Annotated in this window: 18 protein-coding genes and 2 pseudogenes; 8 read left to right on the top strand and 12 right to left on the bottom strand. The window is 48.3% G+C overall.

The window, feature by feature from the left end:
* Positions 1–86: 86 nt before the first annotated feature.
* The 5 genes and pseudogenes from uvrA to ACW6QF_RS02390 all read right to left on the bottom strand — a co-directional run.
* Entirely contained in the window at positions 87–2,873 is a 2,787-nt protein-coding gene (gene uvrA / locus ACW6QF_RS02410; RefSeq protein WP_456086687.1) for an excinuclease ABC subunit UvrA, read from the bottom strand.
* Between the two features lie 135 nt (positions 2,874–3,008).
* Positions 3,009–6,236 (bottom strand): glycosyl hydrolase, encoded by a 3,228-nt coding sequence (locus tag ACW6QF_RS02405; protein ID WP_456086686.1) that lies wholly within the window; start codon positions 6,234–6,236, stop codon positions 3,009–3,011.
* A 221-nt stretch (positions 6,237–6,457) separates the two neighbouring features.
* Positions 6,458–6,676 carry a hypothetical protein gene (locus ACW6QF_RS02400; RefSeq protein WP_456086685.1) on the bottom strand — a complete coding sequence of 73 codons (219 nt, stop codon included), beginning with the start codon at positions 6,674–6,676 and terminating at the stop codon, positions 6,458–6,460.
* A gap of 230 nt (positions 6,677–6,906) precedes the next feature.
* The gene (locus tag ACW6QF_RS02395) at positions 6,907–7,929 is read right to left on the bottom strand and encodes a virulence RhuM family protein (protein ID WP_298551792.1); all 1,023 of its coding nucleotides are present in this window, start codon (positions 7,927–7,929) and stop codon (positions 6,907–6,909) included.
* 77 nt (positions 7,930–8,006) lie between these two features.
* Positions 8,007–8,190: pseudogene (locus tag ACW6QF_RS02390) on the bottom strand (helix-turn-helix transcriptional regulator); the annotation flags it as partial.
* A 361-nt stretch (positions 8,191–8,551) separates the two neighbouring features.
* Here ACW6QF_RS02390 and ACW6QF_RS02385 point away from each other — a divergent pair.
* From ACW6QF_RS02385 to ACW6QF_RS02365, 5 genes are all read left to right on the top strand, one after another.
* Positions 8,552–10,075, top strand: a complete 1,524-nt coding sequence (locus ACW6QF_RS02385; RefSeq protein WP_456086684.1) for a glycoside hydrolase family 10 protein — start codon at positions 8,552–8,554, stop codon at positions 10,073–10,075.
* A 12-nt stretch (positions 10,076–10,087) separates the two neighbouring features.
* On the top strand, positions 10,088–10,939 hold the full coding sequence (locus tag ACW6QF_RS02380; protein ID WP_298551795.1) for an AraC family transcriptional regulator: 852 nt from the start codon (positions 10,088–10,090) through the stop codon (positions 10,937–10,939).
* Between the two features lie 126 nt (positions 10,940–11,065).
* A complete protein-coding gene (locus ACW6QF_RS02375) occupies positions 11,066–11,995 on the top strand; it encodes a DUF5119 domain-containing protein (RefSeq protein WP_456086683.1) in 930 nt (309 codons plus the stop codon).
* A 55-nt stretch (positions 11,996–12,050) separates the two neighbouring features.
* Positions 12,051–12,965 (top strand): fimbrillin family protein, encoded by a 915-nt coding sequence (locus tag ACW6QF_RS02370; RefSeq protein WP_456086682.1) that lies wholly within the window; start codon positions 12,051–12,053, stop codon positions 12,963–12,965.
* A gap of 221 nt (positions 12,966–13,186) precedes the next feature.
* Entirely contained in the window at positions 13,187–14,020 is an 834-nt protein-coding gene (locus ACW6QF_RS02365) for a fimbrillin family protein (protein ID WP_456086681.1), read from the top strand.
* Positions 14,021–14,038: 18 nt separating this feature from the next.
* Here ACW6QF_RS02365 and ACW6QF_RS02360 read toward each other — a convergent pair.
* From ACW6QF_RS02360 to ACW6QF_RS02350, 3 genes and pseudogenes are all read right to left on the bottom strand, one after another.
* Positions 14,039–14,724: pseudogene (locus tag ACW6QF_RS02360) on the bottom strand (hypothetical protein).
* Positions 14,725–14,840: 116 nt separating this feature from the next.
* On the bottom strand, positions 14,841–15,350 hold the full coding sequence (locus ACW6QF_RS02355) for a DUF3868 domain-containing protein (RefSeq protein ID WP_298548503.1): 510 nt from the start codon (positions 15,348–15,350) through the stop codon (positions 14,841–14,843).
* A gap of 7 nt (positions 15,351–15,357) precedes the next feature.
* On the bottom strand, positions 15,358–15,915 hold the full coding sequence (locus ACW6QF_RS02350) for a DUF3575 domain-containing protein (RefSeq protein WP_456086680.1): 558 nt from the start codon (positions 15,913–15,915) through the stop codon (positions 15,358–15,360).
* Between the two features lie 146 nt (positions 15,916–16,061).
* Between ACW6QF_RS02350 and ACW6QF_RS02345 the strand changes: the two genes are divergently transcribed.
* Entirely contained in the window at positions 16,062–17,195 is a 1,134-nt protein-coding gene (locus ACW6QF_RS02345) for a clostripain-related cysteine peptidase (RefSeq protein WP_456086679.1), read from the top strand.
* 217 nt (positions 17,196–17,412) lie between these two features.
* Here ACW6QF_RS02345 and ACW6QF_RS02340 read toward each other — a convergent pair whose 3' ends face one another.
* Positions 17,413–19,782: a lamin tail domain-containing protein gene (locus tag ACW6QF_RS02340; RefSeq protein ID WP_456086678.1), complete on the bottom strand. Its 2,370-nt coding sequence runs from the start codon at positions 19,780–19,782 to the stop codon at positions 17,413–17,415.
* Between the two features lie 132 nt (positions 19,783–19,914).
* On the opposite strand from ACW6QF_RS02340, the gene ACW6QF_RS02335 reads away from it, so the two are divergent.
* Both ACW6QF_RS02335 and ACW6QF_RS02330 read left to right on the top strand, forming a co-directional pair.
* Positions 19,915–20,925, top strand: a complete 1,011-nt coding sequence (locus ACW6QF_RS02335; protein ID WP_186928478.1) for an aspartate-semialdehyde dehydrogenase — start codon at positions 19,915–19,917, stop codon at positions 20,923–20,925.
* 182 nt (positions 20,926–21,107) lie between these two features.
* Positions 21,108–22,361, top strand: a complete 1,254-nt coding sequence (locus ACW6QF_RS02330) for an ATP-binding protein (RefSeq protein ID WP_456086677.1) — start codon at positions 21,108–21,110, stop codon at positions 22,359–22,361.
* A 46-nt stretch (positions 22,362–22,407) separates the two neighbouring features.
* Here ACW6QF_RS02330 and rfbD read toward each other — a convergent pair whose 3' ends face one another.
* The 3 genes from rfbD to ACW6QF_RS02315 form a co-directional block, all read right to left on the bottom strand.
* Positions 22,408–23,295, bottom strand: a complete 888-nt coding sequence (gene rfbD, locus ACW6QF_RS02325; RefSeq protein WP_456086676.1) for a dTDP-4-dehydrorhamnose reductase — start codon at positions 23,293–23,295, stop codon at positions 22,408–22,410.
* The gene (locus ACW6QF_RS02320; protein WP_456086675.1) at positions 23,295–24,515 is read right to left on the bottom strand and encodes a DcaP family trimeric outer membrane transporter; all 1,221 of its coding nucleotides are present in this window, start codon (positions 24,513–24,515) and stop codon (positions 23,295–23,297) included. The genes rfbD and ACW6QF_RS02320 overlap by 1 nt, the downstream gene beginning before the upstream one ends.
* 226 nt (positions 24,516–24,741) lie before the next feature.
* A complete protein-coding gene (locus ACW6QF_RS02315) occupies positions 24,742–25,965 on the bottom strand; it encodes a DcaP family trimeric outer membrane transporter (RefSeq protein WP_456086674.1) in 1,224 nt (407 codons plus the stop codon).
* Positions 25,966–26,011: the final 46 nt, after the last annotated feature.

Below are 26,011 nucleotides of genomic sequence, written 5' to 3'. Positions count from 1 at the left end.
CAGCAATTTGAACGGAGGTGTGTCAACATCGCCTTGCTACCGTGCCAAGCGCGGGAACAGGAGCGTTTGGCACACCTCCATTCTTATCAGAGTTTATCTTTTAAATACCTTCCCGTGTAGGATGCCTCGCACATCGCCACCTCTTCCGGCGTTCCGGCGCAGACCAGGTTGCCTCCGGCATTTCCCCCTTCGGGACCAAGGTCAACCAGATAGTCGGCACATTTGATCACATCCATGTTATGCTCGATAATGACGACCGTATGGCCTTTATCGATCAGGGCGTTGAAAGCCTTCAACAAAGTCTTGATGTCATGGAAATGCAAACCGGTCGTCGGCTCGTCAAAGACGAAAAGCGTCGGTTCCTGCTTCTCCTGGCCAAGATAGTAGGCAAGTTTCACACGCTGGTTTTCACCGCCGGACAAAGTAGATGAAGTCTGGCCGAGCTTGATGTACCCCAGCCCGACATCCTGAAGAGGTTTCAGCTTTTTGACGATCTTCTTTTCCTGTGACCCCGGATACTGCCCGAAAAACTCGATCGCCTGGTTCACGGTCATTTCCAGCGTGTCGTAGATGCTCGCGCCGTGATATTCGACATCGAGCACATCCTGTTTGAAACGCTTGCCGTGGCAGGTTTCGCATTCGAGGGTGATATCGGCCATGAACTGCATCTCGACCGTGATCTTCCCTTCTCCTTTACATTCTTCACACCGTCCGCCTTCCTTGTTAAAAGAGAAATAGGCAGCCGAATAGCCCATCTGCTTGGCAAGAGGCTGTTCGCCGTAAAGCTTACGGATTTCGTCGTAGGCTCCGATATAGGTCACCGGATTGGAACGGGAACTCTTTCCGATGGAGTTCTGGTCGACAAACTCGATACTTTTGATCATGTGCATATCGCCCTCCAGGCCGGAACAGTCTACCATCAGTCGGGCGGCCTCATCCAAATAATGCTTGACTCCTTCGTAGAAGATATCACGCACGAGCGAACTTTTACCCGAACCACTGACGCCCGTCACGACTGTCATCACGTTCAGGGGAAACTTCACATCGATACCTTTCAGGTTGTTTTTGCGGGCGCCTTTCACCTCGATATAATTATTCCAGGGACGACGATAAAGGGGCACTTCTATCTGGTCCTCCCCTGTCAAATAGCGGACGGTATAGCTGTTGCTGCTGGTTTTCAGGTCATCCACATTCCCCTGGTAAACCACTTCTCCGCCCAGGCGACCGGCTTTCGGACCGATATCGATAATGTAATCGGCCGCCCGGATAATCTCTTCGTCATGTTCCACCACGACAACCGTATTGCCTAATGCCTGCAATTGCCGGAGAACCTTGATCAGCAAATCGGTATCGCGCGAATGAAGTCCGATACTCGGTTCATCCAATATATAAAGAGACCCGACCAGGCTGCTACCCAAAGAAGTCGCCAAATTGATGCGCTGGCTTTCCCCGCCAGAGAGGGAGGCGGACAGGCGGTCGAGCGTCAGGTAGCCCAATCCCACATCCAGCAGGAATTGCAGGCGGTTGGTGATCTCCGTCAGCAACCGTTTGGCGATCGACGCCTCGTTCTCATCGAGTCGAAGGTGATCGAAAAAGGCTTTTGCTTCCGTGATCGGAAGGGAGACCAGTTCCGCGATATCTTTCCCTCCCACCTTTACATACAGGGCTTCGGGACGCAGACGGGATCCTTTGCAGGTCGGGCAAACGGTCTTCCCGCGATAACGTGCCAGCATCACACGGTACTGTATCTTATAGAGGTTCTCTTCCACAAACTTAAAAAAGTCGTCGATGCCGTGCAGTCCGCGGGCACCGTGCCAAAGCAGGTCTTTCTCCTTTTGCGTCAGGTCGTAATAGGGGCGGTGGATCGGAAAGTCGTATTTTTCGCTCTTCACGATAAACTCTTTCAGCCACTCTCCCATCACATCGCCTTTCCAGCAGACTACCGCTCCCTGGAAAACGGACAGGCTTTTATCCGGCACGACCAGATTCTCATCGATACCGAGCACCTTCCCGAACCCTTCGCAAGTCGGGCAGGCGCCTAACGGATTATTGAAGCTGAACATCATATCGGTCGGCTCCTCGAACACCCTACCATCGGCCTCGAATTTCTTGGAATATTCTTTTACAACCGTCCCTTCGGGTGTGTAGATACGGATGATACAGGTATCGTGCCCTTCGAAGAAAGCCGTTTCGGCAGAATCGGCAAGACGGCTTTTCAAGGTCTTGTCATCCGATACGACCAGGCGGTCGATCAACAGTTCGATCACGGGGGAAGAAAGCAATGCGTCGTCCGCCAGCACTTCACCGATACGGTAAACGGTCTCGTTGATGGACAAACGGGTGTACCCTTCTTTTTGCAGGATTTCCAATTGCTCCTTTATGCCACGCCCATCCGGCAGGACGACAGGGGCGTACACGGCAAAGCGCGTTCCGGCGGGATAGCCTAAGACTTCTTTCACGATATCGCTTACCTGATGTTTCTTCACTTCCAGCCCGGAGACGGGAGAGATGGTTTTCCCGATACGGGCATACAGGAGGCGAAGGTATTCGTATATCTCCGTAGAAGTTCCCACCGTCGAGCGCGGGTTGCGGGTGTTCACCTTTTGTTCGATGGCAATGGCAGGGGGAATACCTTTGATATAGTCGCACTCCGGCTTACTCATACGCCCCAGGAACTGGCGGGCGTATGCCGAAAGGCTCTCCACATAGCGGCGCTGCCCTTCCGCATACAACGTATCAAATGCCAATGATGATTTTCCACTACCGGAAAGGCCGGTTATAACGACCAGTTTATCTCTGGGAATCTCGACATCGATATTTTTCAGGTTATTGATTCGAGCTCCCTTGATGAATATAGAATTGTTTTCGGACATAATGATGATTTATCAGCCTGACATATAGGCACGGATCACACATACGTGTGACCCGTGCCCAATATAAACATCGCAAAGGTAAAAAAGGATTGCCGTTTTGCCAAGTAAACGATTGACATTCACATTCGGAAACAATCAATTCACACTTTCTATATAAACGGGACCGACCAGGCCGGATTTCTGCAACGTATCGGCAGGTTTCCAACTGTTGCAAGGCGTCCAGGTTTTCCGTTCGGACTCCGGTAAACCGCTGTCGCCGATCAAGCGGTTCATCCAAGTGGTAACGACCTCTATTTCGACTTTATTCTTTCCTTTCCGAACCCAATCCGTGACATTTACCCGGTAGGGAGCCGTCCAAACGCCTCCGGCATACCGGCCGTTGATCTTCACCTTTGCCATTACACCGACATCGTTCAGATTCAGATACAATTCGCCTTCCGGTTTCTTTTTCAGCTTAAATTCCGTCTCGTACCAAATCGTACCGGAGTAATAGCGGATATCGGGGTCCTCGTTCTTGCTGATATCTTCCAGGCGGGCGAAAGTCCGGGTCGCCGGGCCCCTCCTCTTTTCCTCGAAGGAGACTTTCCAGGGGGCATCCAAGCGAACAAGCGTCTGCGGAACCGGATAGTTCAGCCGCAATCCCGTTCCCGCAGCCTTTACGGCAGGCCGACGGAACACGACAAAAGCGCTCTCATAGGGACACAACTTCAAAGGGACGACCGTTCCCGCGACTGTCTCTTCATAAGCCGGGAGCGTACGGATACGGCCGGTTATCGCATCCCACAACTCCGGTTGTCTCGAACGGATACGGAATTCCGGACGGATCTCGACCGTCTCGTCTTTCTGGTTGGAGATAAAATAGATCTCGGCATCTCCGGCAGAACGGTGTCCGTAGAGCACCGGAGCATCCGCCGGCAATCCGCAGTCCGGTACACAACCGATATGCTTCAAGGCCTCTTCCATTGTCATGCCAAACAGCAATTCTCCTTTTCCTCTTTTGACCGCCTTCACGCTTCGCCCGTCCAGGCCGGACCATAATTCGCCGGCCAACTTCTTAACCTGTCCGTCAGCCGCCGGGAAAGATTCGCCGCTCGGCGAACGTTTCGGGGCAGGTCCTAAGACCACCGCCCCGTCTTCGATCAGTTTCCTGATCTTGGCAAGCAGTTCGGGCCGCATGGTTTCGAGCTTGGGAAGTACCAGTATCCGGTATTGCGTGCCGTGAGGCAACGTCAGCAAACCGTCTTTGACAAAGAGGTCGCGTTCGATCACCTCGGCATTGATATAATCGAACTGGTAACCTTTCGGCAGTTCCGGTTCCGCGATACCGGTCATCTTGGGGGCATCTTCGCCGATGAAATAAGCGACATCGGCAATATTCAAACCTTGCTGCAACATATAATTGACACGTTTCAGATAAGATGTAAACAAATCCATCTGCGGATACCAGGTGTTCAACCGATTGAATTCGCTACTGAACCAGGCGTTCATCCCCGGCTCCCGTTCTTCCGAAGGTTGCGAGATGTAGACGTGCAACAACGTATTGTTGATTCCTTCCGTAAAGAAACGGTCGCCACGCTGTTTCATCATGGCGGGATAGCAGCTGAAAGGCGTCCCGCCGCTAGTGAACGATTCGGCCGAAATCTTCCGTTTTCCATAAATATGTCCGCAGGAAGAGGCGGCACGGTTCTCGATATTCCCCAAATCGCCAAAGCTCCAGAACTCGCCTCCTATCTCGTCCGACTGTCCGCCGTATTGCAGGAATTCACCGGGGAACCCCCAGTGCCCGTAGTTTTCCAACCAGGTCGTCAAGCCATATTTATGGCAGACATCCCGCAAACCGCCGACATAGTCGTATGCAACCTTATCTGCGATCAGGCGCCGCAGGTCCCACAGGAAACGGTCGGAACGGTCCTCGCTCTTGACCACATATCCTTCATAGACGGGAAGGAACGGTAACGGGTCATAGCCGTAACGCGCCTGGAATTCCGACAAGAAATCGTCGGTAAAGTTTTGCCCGCCTGTTTCGTAGCTGTCTTGTACGACTACTTTCCAACAGGCACGGTCTTCTGCCGGAATACGACGGTATATTTCCCCCATGAAAGCCTCGAAGTGCGCTTCGACATGCTTGCGGCTCATCTTATCCGTCTCCAGTCCGGTCGCTTCGGGATCGGCCGGGCTGTTTGTCACGCCTGTCGGGAGCATACCGGTACGCAAGATCGTCCATTCTCCCGCCGGAGCTTTCCAGACAAGGCGGTCTCCCTGCAAGAAGGCTGAAATATCCAATACTTCCCCCGGATCGATCACCATAGAGGGCTCATCCGTTTCCGGTTGTACCGGCCACTGGTATTCATGCCAATAGGGAAGCGGTGCCTGAAACATCTTGGCCAATGTCTTTTCAGGATAACGTTCGACGGCAGGAAGGGAGGAAAACTCCACCTCTCCCAATCCCGTACCGGATTCCGTGTTGGCCAGTTCCAGCCGGAACTCGCTCGCCGTCGTTGCCGGGACAGAAATGACGACCGGAGCATACGGATCAAAGCCGACATTCGGATTCGCATTGAAACGGTCGATCTTAAATTCGGACAGCATCCGGTAGTCCCCGTCTTCTTTCACCAATAAGCGGGCATTGGTTTGAATCGGCTGACGGGCGGGGAAGATTTGCAAGCTGCGTAAAGTAAACGGTTCGTCCGTCTTGAAATCGATCGCCACCGGCTTTTCGCTCTTCTCCGTAAAAAGCATGGCTGTTTCCTTATCACCGTCAATCAAACGGTCCGGATGCTGCAAAGACATAGCAGATGCCACTTTTGTATTTGCCGCCGACAACCGGGTGGCTTTCTTTTCGACAGAAGGAAAGGCGATCACCTTTACATCCTGAAAATCCTTATCCGGCTTCGCCAAAACCACCTCGACCTGTTTTCCTCCGCTGACTTCCGCCTTTACCGATGCCAGATAACGCATCGCCTGCTCCGGTTTCACCCACGGTCCGCCCGACTGGCTCCATCCGGGTGAATTAAAGATGCCGATCTCTATGCCCAACTCCGTAGCGGTTTTAAGGGCCGCATGCAGTATCTTCCACCATTCCTCACTGTAAAACGGCACAGTCTTATAAGGTGTATGGATTCCTTCCAACCCGATATTCCCGATAAAAGCCCGGTTGATCCCGGCTTCTTTCATCGAATAGAGGTCCTTTTTCACGCCTTCTTCCGAGATATTCCCCGAAATCCAATACCAATAAACGGAAGTTTGTACCTTTTCAGCCGGATTCACAAAGCCGGATTCAAGTTCCTTCTCATCCTGGGCATTCCCCGTAAAAGAAGCCGATAGCAAAAGGCAAAGCAATGTTTGAAGCAGAGGTTTTCTCATGGTCTGTTCTTTTTTAAGATTCTGCCGGTAAAAATAGCAAGATTATCTTTCACCTCTGTTTTCTATATTGATTTATATCTTTTCAAAAATGCTTTTTCAAATTGACAAGATTTCCCCTTGTTTGACGACTATCTGATTTGTTAAAATATATTACCCGCTATAGTAATACCATTTATATGGGGTATTAAACCCGATTACATGCAGAAGCAGTGACATTTTGATTATTTGCTTTTCTCATAAACAATCCGGAATGCTTGCTCCGCCAGTCTCTCACCAACGATTTTTTTATTTCTCGGATGCACATCATACGGATCACCGATATCCAGGGAATAGACCATACCGGTATTGGGTAATGCGACATGCTGCTTTTCCCGGAATAACTGATAGGGCGGCTCACCAACCTCCGGATCTATCTCCGGTAACAATGATATTTGCTTCAAATAAGATTTTTTCTTGTATCTATCTGACTGATAGGCTATAATTGAGAAGTAACAAGTTGTTGGTAACGATTTAGCGAAAGTCAGGCCGCACTAGTTATCAATGCTTTACCTTCCCTAAAACAACTCTATGTAAATATAAAGGGGATTTTGTTAATAACCAAGATATTCAGGAGTATTATACACGGAGACCAAAAATCCTTCTCAGTCTCCATTATAGCTTGAAGTTTAAGTTATTCTCTTTTTTTCTTATTCTTATTCAGTTTTTGAATATCTTTCTCCAACTCTTTGATACTTTCCAGTCGCTCCAACTGTTTTTGCACCTCCTTGTATTTATCATACTCATCAGTGGCTTTTTGCAGTGCCAATTTATGAGAAATTGACCCGGCGTGCTCCAATATGTTTTTATCATTCATAGTAAGTACTTGCTTCAGTTTCTCAATCCAATCCCGCATATACATCGGTTTGTGTTGGATGGCCTGAGTCTCTGCATAAGCAAGAAATTGTTCCACGATCAATTTCAAAAGCCCGATCTCCTCTTCATTCAGATAGTTCTTTCCAATTTCCACATCTGCCTTACGAACCTTGTTGGGCAAAGATGTTGATGTCAGTCCCATTTGTGGCAATGCGGCATTTGCCCGATAATAAATCAGCTCCGCCGCAGTTTTCCCGCTGACCGCCCAAAGAAGTTTGTTTTGTACTTCTTTATAAAAGGCAAGGGTCATCTCATCGGATGGATCGTAATCAATACTTGTGGCATAAATATCTTTGATTTGTTGATAGAAAAGCCGTTCAGACAAGCGAATCTCCCGAATCCTGTCTAACAGTTCTCGAAAGTAGTTCATGGATGAACCGCTCTTGAATCGCTCATCGTTCAGAGCAAAACCCTTGATGATATAATCCCTCAAACGCTGCGTTGCCCAGATACGGAACTGCGTGCCTTGCATAGATTTCACTCTGTAACCAACTGAGATTATTACATCCAAGTTATAATAATTAACCTCGTGGCTCTGTGTTTTATCTTCAATTGCACCATGCTGAGTGGTTGTTCGGAATTTCCGAACAACCATATTCTCATTCAATTCTCCTTCTTCGAAGATATTTTTGATATGCTCACTTATAGTAGATTTGGCCTTTCCAAACAGAGAACCGATCTGCGTCTGTGTTAACCAAACCGTCTCTTCCGAGAATAGTACATCGACTTTTATCGTACCATCCTGAGACTGATATATGATGATTTCATTTTGTTGTTCCATGTATACTCCTAAATATTAGAATCGCTCTTCACTCCTTGATTATTATTTATTCTATATCTTTACTTTGCACAATATGCCTACTTGCTACTATTAAATAACTCTTTCATATCAACATTCAGCAACTCGGCTATTTTAGCGAAAGTTTCAACGGGTGGTCGGATAGAATTGGAGCACCATCTCGATACTGTAGCTGGGTCTTTGCCCAATTGCTCGGCAAGCCATTTTCCTGTTTTTTTGCTTCTCTACTAAAACGACTTTTAACTATTGATATGCTTCATTCTAACTGATTTAACTTGACATTTTATGCAAAGCTATTGATTATTCTCGAAAATGGCACAATATTTAGCAAAAAACAGAGCTGTTATATGGGATTGGAATGTCGGGGCGGTCGTTGCCATTTCAGAGGTTATCCCGGCCTGGCCTTTTACCAGCCAAAAGAAAGTAACGAGATAGTAATGCAACTTTGTCGCTTTCTGTTCTCTCCTTTCTCTCGCCTAAACCGCTATTCATCAGCCTTATTACTGCGTTCTGTACTAAGTCTCAATTTTATTTTATATCTTTGTGTCGAATTGTACAAAGTGTATAGGACAACAAACAAAAGAATCTCAAACTCACAGACTTCATGATGGCAAAATACCTCCGTCTGCTACTGATCTTGCTGCTTGGTGCAGTAACGTCATGTAAGACGACGCAACAAATACCGCAGCAACCGGCTGGGAAAGAAGCGAAACGGGAATTTCGCGGGGCTTGGATACAGACGGCTTTCCAGGGAGAATATAAGGATATGACACCCGCACAAATGCGGAAAGACTTCATCCGCAAGCTCAACTATCTGCAGAAATGCGGGATCAACGCGATCATCTTCCAGGTGCGGCCGGAAGCCGACGCCTTCTATAAATCGGATATCGAGCCTTGGAGCCGTTTCTACACCGGCAGACAGGGACTCGCCCCGGCAGGGAACTTCGACGTGATGGCTTTCCTGATCGAAGAATGCCATAAACGGAATATGGAATTCCACGCCTGGCTGAATCCTTACCGGGCAAGCACAGCCGGAAATACCCGTTTTGCCGATTCACATATATATAATAAGCATCCGGAATGGTTCGTGACCTACAACAAGCAAATCCTGTTTGACCCCGGATTACCGGAAAGCCGGCAGTTCATCTGCCGCGTGGTACGGGACATCGTGAGCCGTTACGATGTAGACGCGATCCACATGGACGACTATTTCTATCCCTATCCGGTAGCGGGCATGCCTTTCCCGGACGACAAGAGTTTTCAAAAACACGGCTTGAACAAAGGATACAAAGCATCGCAGCGTGCAGACTGGCGAAGGGAGAACGTGAACAAGCTGATCCGCGAGATCAAGCGCACCATCCTGCTGTCCAAACCGTGGGTAAGATTCGGCATCAGCCCGTTCGGCATCTACCGCAACAAGAAAAGCACACCCGACGGTTCAGGCAGCAACACCAACGGGCTGCAGAACTACGACGACCTGTATGCCGACGTGACACGCTGGGTGAAAGAGGGGTGGATAGACTATAACATTCCACAGATATATTGGGAGATCGGACATCCGGCAGCCGACTATATCACGCTGGTCAAATGGTGGGACAAAAACGCCAATGGCGGACACCTGTATATCGGCCAGGATGTAGCCCGCACCATGAAAGCCGGAGAACTGACCCGCAAGATGCGCTATGAACGCGCACTGCCCCATGTCAGCGGAAATTGCTTCTGGCCTGCAAACGAAATACTCTGGAACAACAAGGGAGTGGCCGACAGCCTGAAACGGAACTACCACCGCTATCCGGCATTGATCCCGGCCTATACCCATCTGCACAACCGGGCTCCGCAAGAGGTCAAGAAGCTGAAAGCCGAATGGACGGCCCAAGGCTATCTGCTGCACTGGCAGGCGGAACAAAGCAAGACCAATCCCGAACTGGCAAGCTATTTCGTCATTTACCGCTTCGAAGACAAGGAGCCGGTCAATCTGGACGACCCTTCGAAGATCGTAGCGGTCACACGCGAGACGAACTACCTGCTGCCCTACAACGACGGGAAACGCAAATACCGCTACGTGGTCACAGCCGTAGACCGTTTCCATAACGAAAATCAAGGTAAAAGCAAAAAGGTAAAACTCTAAACACAGCCGCGCATGTCGGATTTCATCTGTCAGAAATATACAGACTGTTCTTCCTGCTCCCGCTACCAGAAGCAACTGTTCAAATACCGCTCCTTCCCGAAAGGGATGATAATCCCGAAGGAACGGTGTTCGCAGAATACGATCTACTTTTTGGTGAGCGGCCAAGTCCAGGTCGATAGCGAGGAACATCCCGGCACGATCTTCCACGACGGACAGTTCATCATGCAGCCGATCGGTTCGCGTGTGGAGTTCCGCATGCTCGAAGCGACGGAATGCATCCTGTACCTGTTCGAAACTCCCTTGTCCATTTGCAGCGACCGTTTCAACAAAGGGCTCGAACTGGCAAAAGAATCGCCTTTGCTTCCTACCGTCATGGACATGTGTTTCCCGCTCCGCCTTTTCATCAACGGGCTGAAGATGTACCTCAACAACGACCTCCTGTGCACCGAGTTTCTCAAAGCCAAACAGACGGAATTGTATTTTCTGCTCAACTGCTATTACACGCTTAAGGAGATCGCCACTTTTTATGCACCTATATATAGGTATAGCAAGACATTCCGCTATTTCGTCATGCAAAACTACCTGAAAGTAAAAGACGTGGAGGCTTTTGCGCAATTAGGCGGATACAGCACGCCCACCTTCCGACGTCTTTTCAAAGAGACTTTCGGGGAACCCGCCTACCAGTGGATGCTCAAAAAGAAATGCGAGGACATACAGAACGACCTGATCGCCACCAACCTCAGCATTTCCGAAATCTGCTACAAGTATGGTTTCGAGTCACTCTCCAACTTTTCCCACTTCTGCCGCGCCAATTTCGGCAAGTCTCCACGCGCCGTCCGCAACGAAAGAAACGAAATCATATAACAATCAACAGATATTGCAAGTTTTGCAACTTTTTGATTAAAAAAAGCAATTTCACCTGTTTCCAATCTCTCTACATTTGCATCATAACAGTAAGGGAGTATCGGCAATCGATACTTATTAGTAGAAATGGACATTCAGAATTGTATAAAAACAGGGATCGCCTTTACCATTTGTTGCATCATAACCACGCTGATAAAGTGCAGCAAGGAAAAGACTCCGGATTTGGAACAGCAGGGACACGTGCAATATTCCTTCAAATGGGAAAAATTGTTGAAAGGATATCCGGTTCCGGGACAAGTAAGGTACTGTTTTTATCCGGCAGACGGCGGCTCGGTCATCCAGATGGACGACGATGCCAACGGAATGAGTTTCACGTTGCCGCCCGCCCGCTACAAGCTTTTGGTGTTCAACTGTGATGCAGACGGCATCGCTTTCAGGAATACGAACAAGTACGAAACGGCGGAAGCGTATATCCAAACGACGAAAGCCGCCGACGAACTTCAAGCGGGCCAGGTCCCCTTATACGGAATCGCCCTGGAGGAGTTGGAAATAAAAGCGGGAGACAACGAGTTGGTCGAATTTGTCCCCGAACCGTTAGTCCGCAACCTGTCCATCAAGATCAAGGTCGACGGAATGGAAAAGATGGTAAGTTGCAAAGGGACCATCAGCGGGATGTCGACCTCGATCAACCTGAGCAAACAGGAGATCATGGTAGAAGAGACGGCAGACCTGACATTCGAAACCACTCCCTCGGAGGAAGGAGTTCAAGCAAACATTCTGATGCTGGGAAAACCTAAAGAACAAGGAGAGGAGCCGCCGGTACAGCCCGGAGAACCCGGACAACCGGAAACGCCCGCCCATGAGGTAACATTAGACTTTACCTTATCCGACGGCAGCAACAGCTCTTCCACGATCGACTTAGGAACATCCATCGACGAAACCGAAGGTCACGACATAGACGTAGCCATAGAAGCCACCGTCGTTCCCGGTCCCACCTTCACAGTCAAAATCAACCACTGGGAAGTCGCCATCGGAGACAGCTTAATCATCGAATAGACAAATAAATAATAAGCGATTATAGGGTATAACAACAATTAAAAAAAGGAATATTATGAAAAGTTTAGTATTAAGCATGCTTGCAATTGCAAGCATGGCAGCTATGAGTAGCTGCTCGAATGAGAATGATCCAGTTGACGAAGTTATTAATGCTGGGAATCAGGAGAAGGTGGAGATTAAAATTGCAGCAGGAGTTCTTAAAGCTGAGACTAAGGCTCCTATAGGAGATAGTGATCCAGTTGATGTCGCCATATTAAGAAAAGATGGAGAAGGGGCATGGAGCACAACTCCAATTGAAGTATCAATCACAAAAAATACAGATGATCTCTTCAAAAATAATGTACAATATTACAATGCGAATGGAGATAAAGCTGTATTTTTCGGATTTTTCCCAAAAGGGACAATAAACGAAACCTCTACTACGTTTAATGCGCCAGATGGTAAAACAGATGTTTTATTATCTAACGAACTTGATGCAGGTACAAGATTAGCTCCTACAGCTAATGCATCTTTAACTTTTAGTCATCAACTTGCGCTCATAAAATTCACTTTTATAAAAGGAGATACCTATGATAGTAGTGACGAAGTAACTTCTGTCAAACTTATGGGAGCAGAACTTCCTTCAGGCATTGATCTTACAACAAAATCATTAACATGGACTAAAGACAAATCAAATGGTATAGAAGCTTTTACAAGTGGGAATTATGAAATAGTTGCTACCCCTGGTACTACAATTGGTGATAATGATGCTCTAATGATTCAGCCTGGTAAGAAAATATCATTAGAAATAATTACAAAAGACAATGGGACTTTTACTGTTGACAACATAAAAATAGCAGGAGAAGACAAAAATCCTGAAAAAGGGAAACAATATAATATCAAATTAACATTCAACAAGAAAAGCGTAAGTGCAGCAGCATCCATTGAAGGTTGGGGAGAACTGATTGAAGGATCAGGTACTGTTGAATAATAAAACAATCCTTGATGTTGCATCAAAGTCATGAAGTTATGTAAAAATCCTCTTGTTCCCGCGCTTGACGCGCGGGAACGGGACACTATTGACACACCTTCAATATATTTTGATTCCCCATCCCTCTTACAAATCAATTACAACACATGCAAATCATCAAATACACATTTTGGTTATTATTTCTTATATTTTCTGGTTGTAATGAAACAGACACGCCACTTGTGGAAGCAACGCCATCGCAATCCATCCACTTCTCCACCCATATCCAAACCCTTACCACCAAATCCATCATCACCGAGACCACCCTTCCCGACAACTCACAAATCGGAGTCTTTTCTTGGGGGCATCATAAAGATGACGGAAGCGTCAATACGACGCTCCGTAAGGATCTGGCCAACCATCTCTATACCAAAGAAGCCGGCAGTGCCGAACTGACAACTTCGACAGACGCCCATTATCCGATCAATCCCGACACCTTGCTAAACTTCTACGCTTACTATCCTTATACACAATCGGCCACCCATACGCCCGGAAGTATTCCGTTCGATCTAAGCAAACAAGAAGATATCATGTGGTCCACTCCCGTATTGAACCGGAGTAAAGCCACAAGCGAAGAGACGGTCAACCTCTCCTTCAACCACCTCCTCTCGGCTATCACCATCAAATTCCAGAAAGCCGACGACATCAAAGAAGAGATGATCTTGGAAAGCATCTCTTTAGCCAATTACTCCCCTGCTCTGCAACTCAACATTCAGACAGGCAAGCTGACGCAGGCGGTTTCCACAACGGCCTACACATTTATCAAGGACTTAAAAACCCCTGTCACCCCGGCACAACAGACAATCGTTGCCGACCACCTGCTCTTCCCGGTTGCCCAGCCCGTCTTTATCGTCCGTATGAGCGGTAAAGACTACCGCATCGAATCCTTCAAAGCATTCGAACCCGGCAAGAAACAAACCTACGAATTCACCCTGCAAGCAAAAGACATCCATCTCTCCGGCAGCATCAACCCGTGGGTAGACGGCGGTTCAAGCAACGAAACGGTTTACTTTTAAACAAGAGTGCAGCCTCTCTTATAAAGACCGGATTGTTTCCTCGCTCAAGCCGGTGCACTTTGCGATGGTGGCCATGTCTACGCCCGTCTCTTTCATCCTGACAGCGACTTGGCGCATGCCTTCGGCAAAACCTTCCGCTTTTCCTTCGGCGATTCCTTCCAGCTTGGAAGTATAGATCGCGTTGTTCTGGATGTTGATGTCTTCGAGGTGACGGATGTAGACGAGGCGTTCGTCGGGCGACATGGAATAGAATTTCAACTTTTCGCGGGCTTCCTTCAGGCCGGGGACGGTCGTGTCCGGGCGGATCGTGCCGTCTTTCAGGTATTCCATCCATTCGTCCAAGGGCGTGAGAGCCACTTTGTCGAACTCGTTCACGCGGATCAGGATATATTCGGGGAAGATTTCGGCGGGGAGGCGCGAGACGAGGACATTGCGTTCGCGCTCATTGACACGCAACTGGTCACCCGTATGCACGCCGACGAAATGGTTCTGGCCGTGGTAGATATAGTCCGTCCCGATACCGATGTCGAAATAGAGGACGCTGATGGAGTAGACTTTCTTGATCTTGTCGTAGTCTTCACCCAAAGATTGGCCTTCTGGCGCAACAGACGCTTGATGGCCCAATCAAAACGGATATACCTGTCCTGCAACTCTCTTCTTTCCATCTCTTCCATGATTTTCAGATCCGACTCTTCCTTTTTCATAGTTACTGTTTTTTATTTGTTATGTAATCCACAAATATACATATTATTTATGAATGGGAGGACGAAACGGGAAGAATCCTCTACATCCGATTGTTTTGGACGGTCGCACCCGGATGTCAGAAGGAATAAAAGGGCAGGCTATCCGTCAAGACATTTATATACACCTTCTTTGTAACGCCATCATAGTTTTTCAGTTCGCCGACCAAGACGAGTTCCGCGCCCTTCATCCAAGGTTCAAAAGGAACCGCTTTCCGATAGATAATTTCGCGAAGCAAGGACGGCCGGTTTTTCACGACCAGATAAGCCCCGTCATCCGCTACGACTTTGCCTTCGAAAGCGAGCTTCCGTTCGTACATCTTCTGCTTATTGGCCCCGTTGACGACGATCGGTTGAAGCATCAGCGAGTCGCGTCCTTCGCGAAGCATCGGTGCGATCGCCAGGCTCTGGTAACGGCCTACGGACAATCCGGACAAGTCGATTTGCAGGTCCAACACCAAGTTGTCTCCCTGTCGTTCGATACTATTCTCCTTCACATGCACCATCCCCCGGTAATCGGACAGAAGTTCCTGGGCATGGCCGGACAGGGCGGCAAAAAGGAAAAGCAGGATATACGGAATTGTTCTCATAAGGCTCTTATTTAATGATATACATGATACTTATCCCTAACTTGGTAGGCCCGAAATAATCGTTGCGGTAATTGCCCGACTCATCCCGGCTTCCGGGGAAAGGGCTTTTGTCGTATCTAAACCGGACATACCCGATTCCGGCTGTAAACTCGATGTTCCAACGAGGTGAAAGATAAAGCTGGTAGCCATACGAAAGTCCCCCTCCAAAAGCATTGCCGTCGTAGGCATAACGGGATTTCATCACATTCAACAAGGACTTGCCCGCCACCTCATAGTCGGCATACAGGGCATGGGCGCCAAAGAAATGCCCGTTGAACCGTTCGTGCAGCCAGTAGCGCAACTCCGGTTGCACGAGCCAGTGCTTGAGGGATTTATCGTCCCGGAGAGTCCAGGGATTGTAATTGCCCGAAACATCGAGTGAAAGATGTTTATTGAATGCCACTTCCGCTCCGAGGTTGAAAGTCGTGGTCGCGTCATACAATACGTTCGTCTTTACGGCAACCATCTGCGACCGGGCACAGAAAGCGCAACACAGACTGATTAGGACAAGATAGATTCTGTTCATCGACATTTATTGATTTACATCCTGAATTAGAAAACAAAGATATGCAAAATCTATATGTCTATAAACAGATTTGATACTTAAATGCACGCGCCGGACAGATTAATTCCTTATCTTTGCCTGCATAAATTATTTAGTATTGGGGGTATATGAAATTTAAACTGATCACTCTGTTTATCATCTTTTGCTTAGGACTTGCAAGTTGTTCCGAAAATGAGACTCCGGAACCCCGGACAACCCGCACCATTTTAGTCTACATGATGGCCAATAACAGCCTGAACAGTTTCGCATCCAAGAACATAGAGAGCATGATAGAGGGGGCGACCGGCAAAAACCTCAACGGCGGGAACCTGATCGTGTATTATGCCCCTGTCGGTTCGAACCCGGAACTTCTTCAGATAAAAGAGGAGAACGGTGTCGTCAAGAAATTCCACCTGAAAGATTACGAGAAACAAAATTCGGCAGATCCCGACGTGATGCGGAGCGTGATCGGCGAAGTGGTTTCGCAGTATCAGGCAGACAGCTACGGATTGGTCTTATGGAGCCACGGGACCGCCTGGCTGCCTTCGGATTACCAAAACAAGCTGAAAGCGTTCGGGCAGGACGGCAACAACTGGATGGAGATAGACGACCTGGCAAAGGGACTGCCGGACAACGTATTTAATTTTATCTTGTTCGACGCCTGCTACATGGCAAGTGTCGAATGCGCTTACGAGCTCAGGAATAAAGCGGAATATATCTTGGCTTCCCCCACCGAGACACTGGCGGACGGATGGCCTTACGCGGAGATGATGCCGCAACTGTTCGCCACCGGCCTGCAACTGGAAAAGGTGGGCGAAACGTTCTACAACTATTACCAGAACAACTCCTATCCGTATGCGACCGTCTCGCTTACGAAGACAAGCGAACTGGAGAACCTGAAAAGCGTAACACATGATATCTTGGCAGATAAGACCGAAAGCGATATCTACGGCCTCGACCTCAAGAAGATGCAAAGGCTGGAATACTTGTATCGCAGCTCTGGAATGTTGTATGACATGGCAGACTATATCAAACAGTTGGCGACAGACGAACAATACGACCAGTTCATCAGCTGCCTGGATAAAGCGGTTGTCTACAAAGCACATACTCCTAAATCCTATTATTACTACGGCACCCCCCAGCAGGCATTACCGGTGGACAGCTATTGCGGCCTGACCGTTTTCGTCCCGCAAGAATCCTTGCCCAAAATGCTCGAATGGTATAAACAAAGGGTTAGCTGGTGTAAGGCGGTTTATGAATAAGCCTATTCCCGCATCATTTCTTCAATCTGTTCATAAAGGACAAACTCAGAACAGATCTCTATGTTGTTGCAAGAATTTTAATTCATCTTCTTCCATAAGCATTACAATTTATTTAGGTAATGTTTCATGCTTATAGAAGATATGACAAAGTTAAAGAATCAAGAAATCTTCCACAAGCATAAAGCCATTTATTAATCAACTACTTATTGACAGTTTATCACCGGATCAGGAAAGCCTTCTTAAAGCGTTTTACCGTACCTTCGGGGTGATATATTTCAGCATAAAAGATATAGACGCCTGTTTGTAGCGGGCTTCCGTTGCTGGCAATGCCGCTCCAAGTAATTTCGCCGGACGTTCCTAATAACTCATGGTTGGCTATCTCGGCGACACGCAGGCCGGAGGTATTGAAAACAAAGGCACGGCAGTTATATCCCGGACGGTCGAGCAGGTAGGAAACGGTATAGCTGCCCGATTCTTCTATCCAGACAGGAGGCTCTATCCCCGTAGCACCTCCAGGCGAAACATTTTTATATTGGGAGTTCCGATAACCGGGCGTGCCGTAACCTGCCGTTTCGGAAGCAGAGGTCCAGTTTGCCGGGTTTTGCGTAGCGGCATCCGGATCAATGCGTTCAAGGGCGACTCCTTTTTTATTTTTGACGGAATGAGCGTGCCATTTCGACGAATAGGCGACTTCATCTATTACTGTTTCATCCGCAGCACGGAATAATACCAAAGTAGAAGATGTATTGGCAAGAATAGGAAGTTTGGCCATCCCGCAAAGAGCGGACGGATCGGATATATCGTAGAAAGAGGCAACGCCTTCCAGGCTCTTGGTCAAGAGGAGGTAGCTTTTTGCTGTCAGGTTGCGCGGGACAGAGGCCAAAGGATACCGGGTGCCGAGCGTCCCGTCCGATTTACGGATGGCGACAGAGAGAGCAGACAAGGACAAGGGGTGATCCGAACGGTTATACAATTCGATATATTCGCTGCCTCCAGCATACGGGTCGGGGAGCAACTCGTTAATAACGATTTCTCCGGGCTGGACAGGATCTGCGGTTACGGGGATGTCGGGATCAGCCGGATTATCCGGGACATCGGGTTCGTCCGGATCGGCAGGATCCACCGGCGGCTCTTCCTCATTACCCGGAGAGGAATTAACCGAGCCGGGCGTTCCTCCACGGGGATCAACGCTGAGATGCCAGCCCGAAGCGGAACGTTCCCAGGATTTGCCGGAAGTGGCTTTGGCATAGGTTACTTTGTCTACCACTTTTCCCGAAGCATCCCATAATTGCAGTTCTTTACCTGCATTAGCCAATTGTGAAGGGAAATTATCCATCGGGACAGCTATGCCTCCGTCATCAATATTTATTTCCCTACCCGAACGATATAAAACTAAATAACCTGCTGCAGGGACGCTTACATTTCCGATCGTTTTCGGCTTTTCCTTTCCGTATATAAGCTGCCAACCTTTAAGCGACAGTTCCTTTCCCGACGCATTATACAGTTCTATATATTCCGTTTTCTCTAACTCTTTCAGCCCAACAGCATCAGCCATAATTTCATTAATCAAGAGCGTGCCTGAACGTCCTGGTTCCTGTTTGTCCTCTCCGTAAGCAGATATAAACGTTGTATCACCTTTACATTCACCACCCGACTTGTTGAATATACCAGAATAAGACAGAGTATAGGTTTTGCCCTTCAACATGGCTTCATTCCATGCAACTTTCAGCACCTTTTCGTCTTCTGAGATATAAACATCATCGGCATCGCCTATCTCTGATAAAGATATTTGGTATTGGGCAGGATCTACGGGATCATCGAACACCATCAGAAGTTCTGTCGCACTCTCTTGCTCCAAATCCTGCAAAGACAGAGTTTTTACATCTTCATCAGATGTCCCCGGCTTTTCTTCCGGTTCAAGCGGAGTAGAAGTGACATGGTCAGAAATAATGATATTATCAAAAGAAGTAATCATATTATCCTTTGATGCAGCCATATACCTACATTGCAAATTTAAAACGCCACCTTTCCTAATTCCTAAAGAGACAACTTTACATTCTCCTTCTTTATAAAAACAACTTTCTGTGTCTAAACGTGTATACAAAACCAATTTAGAATTATTCTCCAAAGTCAATTTAACGCGAATGTTATTACTCTCCTTCGTTAAGATACCACCTCTCCCTTTTATTTCCCTTTGTGAATCGGAAGAAGAAAGAGGCCATGAATACAAAGATACATTTCCCTCGTTATGGCCCACTTGTATAAAATAAGCGACATTTGTAGGTTCACCGGTAGCATAGACAAAAACTCTTACATTATTATTGTTTGTAGGCTTATAAGAAAAAGAAACATCAAACATCCATTCCATGCTGTCAACATTGTAAGGGATGTCCAATTTGATCGTATGAATGCCTTTAACCCTTCGGCTTGCATCGAACTGCAACCGTCCGTCTTTCACAAAGAATCCGGCTGAATCTTCACGCCAAGGATTAGCCGAATCGATCTCCGGCCCGTCAAACGTCTCATTTACCTGTGAAGTCACACAAAAAGGAAGTAATACGAAGAGAAAAAGAATAAATTGTTTCATAGCCTTACAGTTTTGTTTATAATTTGTATATCTTTGCACCCCAAAGCGTTGTAACGGAGGAAGCGCAGTGCTTTTTATACACGCTGTAAAGTTATACTATTTTTTTTATAAACAAATTAATTAGTGCTCAAAATGAAAGTAGCAATTGTTGGAGTGAGTGGAGCCGTAGGACAAGAGTTCCTGCGCGTACTCGACGAGAGAAACTTCCCGATGGATGAGCTTGTGCTTTTTGGCTCATCTCGCAGTGCCGGACGTGTTTATACTTTCCGTGGTAAACAGATTACCGTCAAGGAGCTTAAGCATAACGACGACTTTAAGGGAATCGATGTTGCTTTTGTTTCGGCCGGTGGCGGTACTTCTGTCGAATTTGCAGAAACCATTACGAAACATGGTACTGTGATGATCGACAATTCCAGTGCATTCCGCATGGATAACGACGTACCTTTGGTTGTTCCCGAAGTGAACCCGGAAGATGCACTCAATCGTCCGCGCGGTATCATTGCCAATCCGAACTGTACCACCATCCAGATGGTCGTTGCATTGAAGGCAATCGAAGGCCTGTCGCACATCAAGCGCGTACACGTATCGACTTACCAGGCAGCCAGCGGTGCAGGCGCAACAGCTATGGCCGAACTGGTAAAACAATATGAACAACTGCTGAAAGGCGAAGAACCGACTGTCGAGAAGTTCGCTTATCAGTTGGCTTACAACGTCATTCCGCACGTAGACGTATTTACGGACAACGGCTACACGAAGGAAGAGATGAAGATGTATAACGAAACACGCAAGATCATGCACTCCGACATCGAAGTGAGCGCCACCTGTGTACGTGTCCCGGTCATGCGTGCCCACAGCGAAGCGACTTGGGTCGAAACCGAACAGCCGGTCAGCGTAGAAGAAGCCCGCAAGGCGTTCGCCGAAGCCGAAGGTGTTATCCTGCAAGACGAACCGGCAAAGAAAGACTATCCGATGCCGTTGTTCATCGCCGGAAAAGACCCTGTTTACGTGGGCCGTATCCGTAAGGACATCACGAACCCGAACGGCTTGACTTTCTGGACAGTGAGCGACCAGATCAAGAAAGGCGCAGCCCTGAATGCCGTGCAGATCGCCGAATATCTGTTGAAGGTAAAGAATATCGGATAAAAAGTTTTACCATTTTCCACCATAAAGAAAGGGACGGTCTCCAGTGGATCGTCCCTTTTTCGTTTAAACATCTTCCCCATCCTTTGCACATTTATCTTCTATAATCGATAAAGTCATAGGCATTTTATCTTTTATAATCGATAAAAAGCCTTATATTTGTCGATTACAAAAGGTAAAATCGTATGGATAAGAATACAATAAAGTCTCTAATCATTGAATACCAGAATTTTGTCAGCGAAATAACGCTGATAGAACGAAACATTCATTTATCAGATCAGCTAAACTACGTATTCGTCGGTCTCCGTCGCGCCGGTAAATCCTATCTGATGTATCAACAGATACAACATTTGTTGAAAGAAGGGCATCGGATAGAAGAAATCCTGTATTTCAATTTCGAAGATGATCGTTTGGTCAACCTGACTGTTGAAGACCTCGATCTTATAAAAGTCTGTTACGAGGAGTTGTATGCACATCGTCCTATCTTTTTTTTGGACGAAATCCAGATTGTGGAACATTGGGAAAAGTTCAGCCGTCGGCTGGCAGACCAGAAATACAGGGTGTACATAACCGGAAGCAATGCCAAAATGTTAAGTAGCGAGATCGCCACGACACTCGGCGGACGGTTTATCATTCAAAATGTATATCCTTTTTCATTCCAGGAATACCTAAAGGCCAATCATATAACTGTCGAGCCGGTTTGGTATTTCAAAAACCGTACTGAAATAGTCCGTGCGTTCTCTGCCTACTTCTACTTTGGCGGATTACCGGAATTGGAGCTGATAGAAGAGATAGAAAAACGCCAATGGCTAAGCAGTTTATTCAACAAAATATTTTTTGGTGATTTAATAACACGTTATTCCATCCGAAACGATTTGGCAATGAAAGTCCTGATCCGCAAGTTGGCAGAAAGCGTAAAACAACCTTCTTCCTTCAACCGGTTATCAAACATCGTTTCATCCACAGGAGTTAAAGTCACGACAGATACCATCATCGATTATCTGGAGTTTGTACAAGCCACCTGGTTGATATTTTCCATTGAAAACTATGCCAGCAAATTAGTAGAGAAAGTTTCCAACCGGAAATACTATTTTATCGACAATGGCCTACTGAACCTATTTTTGATAGATCCGGAAACATCTCTGTTAGAAAACATAGTGGCTATCAGTTTAAAAAAGAAATACGAAGACGAACTTTATTTCTACCTTCAGAATATTGAAGTCGACTTTTATATACCGACACAAAACTTAGCCATACAAGTATCATACAGTCTGAAGGACGAACCAACACGCAAGCGTGAAATTAGCGCCTTACTGAAAATAGCCAAAGTCTTGGATGCAGATAAACTGCTCATCATCACGCGGGACGAAGAAGAAACGATTGTCGAAGAGGAGAAAAAGATCACTGTCGTCCCGATCTGGAAATGGCTGTTGGAATAAGAGACTTTTGCAAAGGCGAATAACGTAGAGAAAATCGAGATTCCCTTTATCCCATTTCCCTTAGTCCCTCTTCCAGCGTATGCGGGCGATAGCCTAATTCGCGTTTCGCTTTTTCGATGGACAATCCGCTATTACGCGGACGCGGGGTTGCCTCCTGCATCTCCTCTGTCGTGACGGGACGGATCAGGGAACGGTCCAGTCCGAAGTAATCGGCTACACGGTACGCCATTTCGGCGATCGAGAGATGCTCCGGGCCACAGATATGATAAATGCCGGAATTGTCGGAATGCACCAGCCTCTCCACTCCATCGGCAATGTCCGCCACCCAGGTCGGCGTACGGTACTGGTCGGAGACGACGCGGATCTCCTGCCCTGCCTCCAGGCGGTTCTTGACCAGTTGAAGGACATTGCCATGCTGCCCCGGCAATGCCTTTCCGTAGACGACAACCACACGGGCAACCGCATAGTTGCGGCAAATACTCGCTACCGCCTGCTCTCCCTGATACTTGGTCACGCCATAGTAGTTGAGCGGAGCGGGCACGTCTTCTTCCGTATAAAGGCTACCGCTCTTCCCGTCAAACACAAAGTCTGTCGACAGATGGATGAAGCGACTCCCCTGATGCTCGCAACAATGAGCCAGGTTTTCTACCGCCGACACGTTAAGGGCATACGCCTCATCGTGGTGCTGCTCGCAATAATCCGGGACCGAAAGAGCCGAGCAATTGACGACGGCATCGGGGCAGATATGGTCGAACAAGGCCTCCACCGCCGGATAGTCGTTGATGTCCAGCCGGACGAACGTATGGTTCCCTTCCGGACGGATATCCGGATGGAGGGAACAGCCGAATACCTCGCAAGCCCCGTTCCCCGAAAGGTTATCCAGGATCCTCCGCCCGGCAAACCCGTTTGCTCCTACAATCAATATCTTTTCCATCAGAACATATAGATCAGGACGCCCAGCACGCGGTGGTTCGTCACCGAATGGGTATCCTCTATTTTACCGTTTTTTGCATTCGTTGTGCCATACCAGGCAAGAGAAGGACTGTACTCCACTCCCAACTTCCAGTGAGGCAGATTATAAGAGAGCTGGAGGTTGGTGGTAAACAGCCGGTCCACATCCAGCCCAACGCCGTATGCCGGTCCGGCGATCGCCTTTCCCGTCCCGAGGTTCTTCAAATATCCGACAAAGATCCCCGGCTTCCATTTCTTGCCATAGACCACATTCAGCCAGGTCATGGAATGGCGGTAAGGCGTGTACTCCTGTTCCCCGGTACGCGGGTCGACGGAGGTAACGGCATACCCGCCCAACATGGAGGCTTGTGTCAGATTGGAAGCCAGCAAGGTCTTACCGGCAATCAGCCAGTTCGGAGCCGTATATTTGGCATGCGCCTCGAAAGAGAGCGAGGTGACCCGCTCGTCTACTTTATACACACGGCCATCCACCGTCGCCTGCCGGCGGGGTTTCAGGGACAGCACTTCCATGCCGACGCCGGCAATCAAACCGTCCGCCTTATAATCAGCCGAAACGTAGACTTCCGGGATACAGCTGTTCTTGATATACTCCTCGCTCTTTCCGTTCGGGCCGGCAGACAAATACTGCAACTGCCAAAGTACCGCCCCCGTCAGCTGCAACCCCTTGCCGGACGTGTACCGGTAGCGGATCTGCGGGCTGCGGTTAAACGGCTGGAAAGGCGCACCGGTCGAGAGGTTCAACATCTGCGGAGATACATCGCCGAAGAGCGGATGCCAGGTTTGTCCCACCAGCACCGCCGACTTCCCCCAATCCAGATTGACGTATGCATGGCGGATACGCAAGACCGCCCAATTGCTGCCGGAACCCCGGAAGTCCGCCTCCAGCTTGGCTGTCGTCACGGCTTTCCCGATATCCGGTCCCTTCACGTCCACTCCCAGGCGGGAATAGAGCAAATAGAAACTCCCGTTTGCCGTGGCATTCAGGTCATTCCCGTCGGCATCCGGGTCCTTGTCTTTCGGATAAAGGTGGAACAGCCCGTCCACCGTCTCGGCATTGGCGCGGGAATTGTAAAACAGGTCGCCACGCACCTGTCCGTAAAAGGTATAAGAAAAATTCTTTTTCTGAGCATAACCGGCCATCCCCATACAAAGGGCTGTAAGGAGCAGTAAGTATCTTTTCATTTTTTGTCCATTCAAATAGACTGCAAAGGTAAGGAAGTTTAAGATTACTACAAAACCCGTCAGCAGACGGGCTGGCATGAATGACAATTCTCATGCGAGTGAGAAAGTCTTCCCATCAGCATGAGAAAGTTTTCCCACCCGGTTGAGAATCTTTTCTCACCTGCATGAGAATCTTTTCTCACCCATATGAAAACCCGTGAGAAAAGCATACGAAAATATCGTATCATTAAAAGTAATACATCACAAGCCCCAGTATGCGATGATTCGTGACGCTATGCGTGTCCACGACCTTGCCGGAAGCCATCTCCGTATCGCCGTACCAGGCTGTCGTCGGCATATATTCCAGGCCGATCTGCCAATGGGGCAAGTTGTAGGAGAAGGCGATATTGGTCGAGAAGACCTGGTCGATATCCAACCCCATGCCGTACTTGGTGGGGGAAGCCAATGCGTCGGCCGTTCCCAGGTTCTTGGTATAACCGGCAAAGAAATGCCCTTTCCACTTCGTCCCGCAGGTGAAATTGACCCAGGAAGTGGAATGACGGAAAGGCGTATATTCCTGTTCGCCGTTGTCCGGGTCGATGGAGCTGATGCCATAACCGCCGATCAGCGCCGTATGGTCCAGGCAGGAAGCCATCAGGCTCTTGGCGGCAAAAGTGAAATTGCGCCCGGTATATTTGACATGGGCCTCGTAGGAAAGCGTCGTCATGCGCTCGTTCACCTTATACGTCTTTTCATTCCAAAGGGAAGACGTACGGGGTTTCAGGGAGATCAGATGCACGCCGCCACCCGCCAGCCAGCCACCGACGGAGGCATAATCGGCTCCGACATAGAACTCCGGCACGCAACTGTTCTTGATATATTCCTCGCTCATGCCGTTCGGGCCGCTCGAAAGGTATTGCAATTGCCAAAGGGCGGAAGCCGTCAGCTTCACTTTCCCCGCCTTGTACTGGTAACGTATCTGCGGTTCGCGGTTGAACGGCTGGAAAGGAGCGCCGGTAGAAAGGTTCAGGATATCCGGGCAGACACTCCCGAACAAAGGGTGCCAGGTTTGTCCGATCAGGACCTGGCTCTTTTCCCAATCCAGGGCGACATAGGCCTGCCGGATACGCAACATGGTGTTGCTGGAAGAAAAGCCTCCGAAGTCGACTTCGATCTTCGCAGACGAACGTGCCGCACCGATATCCGGACCGGTCACGTCCACGCCGAGGCGCGAAGTGAAGGTGTAGAAACTGCCGTTGGGACCGGCATTCAGATCCTTGCCGTCCGCATCCGGCTTCTTGTCCAGCGGGTACAGGTAGAAATTCCCGTCTACCGGAGCCATATTGGCACGTGTATTATAGAAGAGGTCTCCGCGGACAAAGCCGTAGAATTTGTAAGCGAAGTTCTTCTTCTGCGCTGTCGCCTGAAACGTCATGCAGATGCCGGCCAGCAGTAATATCAGCTTTTTCATTCTTATAGTTCGTTACCTGTTTAACAGAGTTGTGAGCCGCAAAGAT

It is taken from the genome of Parabacteroides sp. (assembly GCF_977054455.1).
The sequence above is the reverse complement of the archived record's forward strand: the minus strand, read 5'-3'. Positions and strand labels throughout refer to the sequence as shown.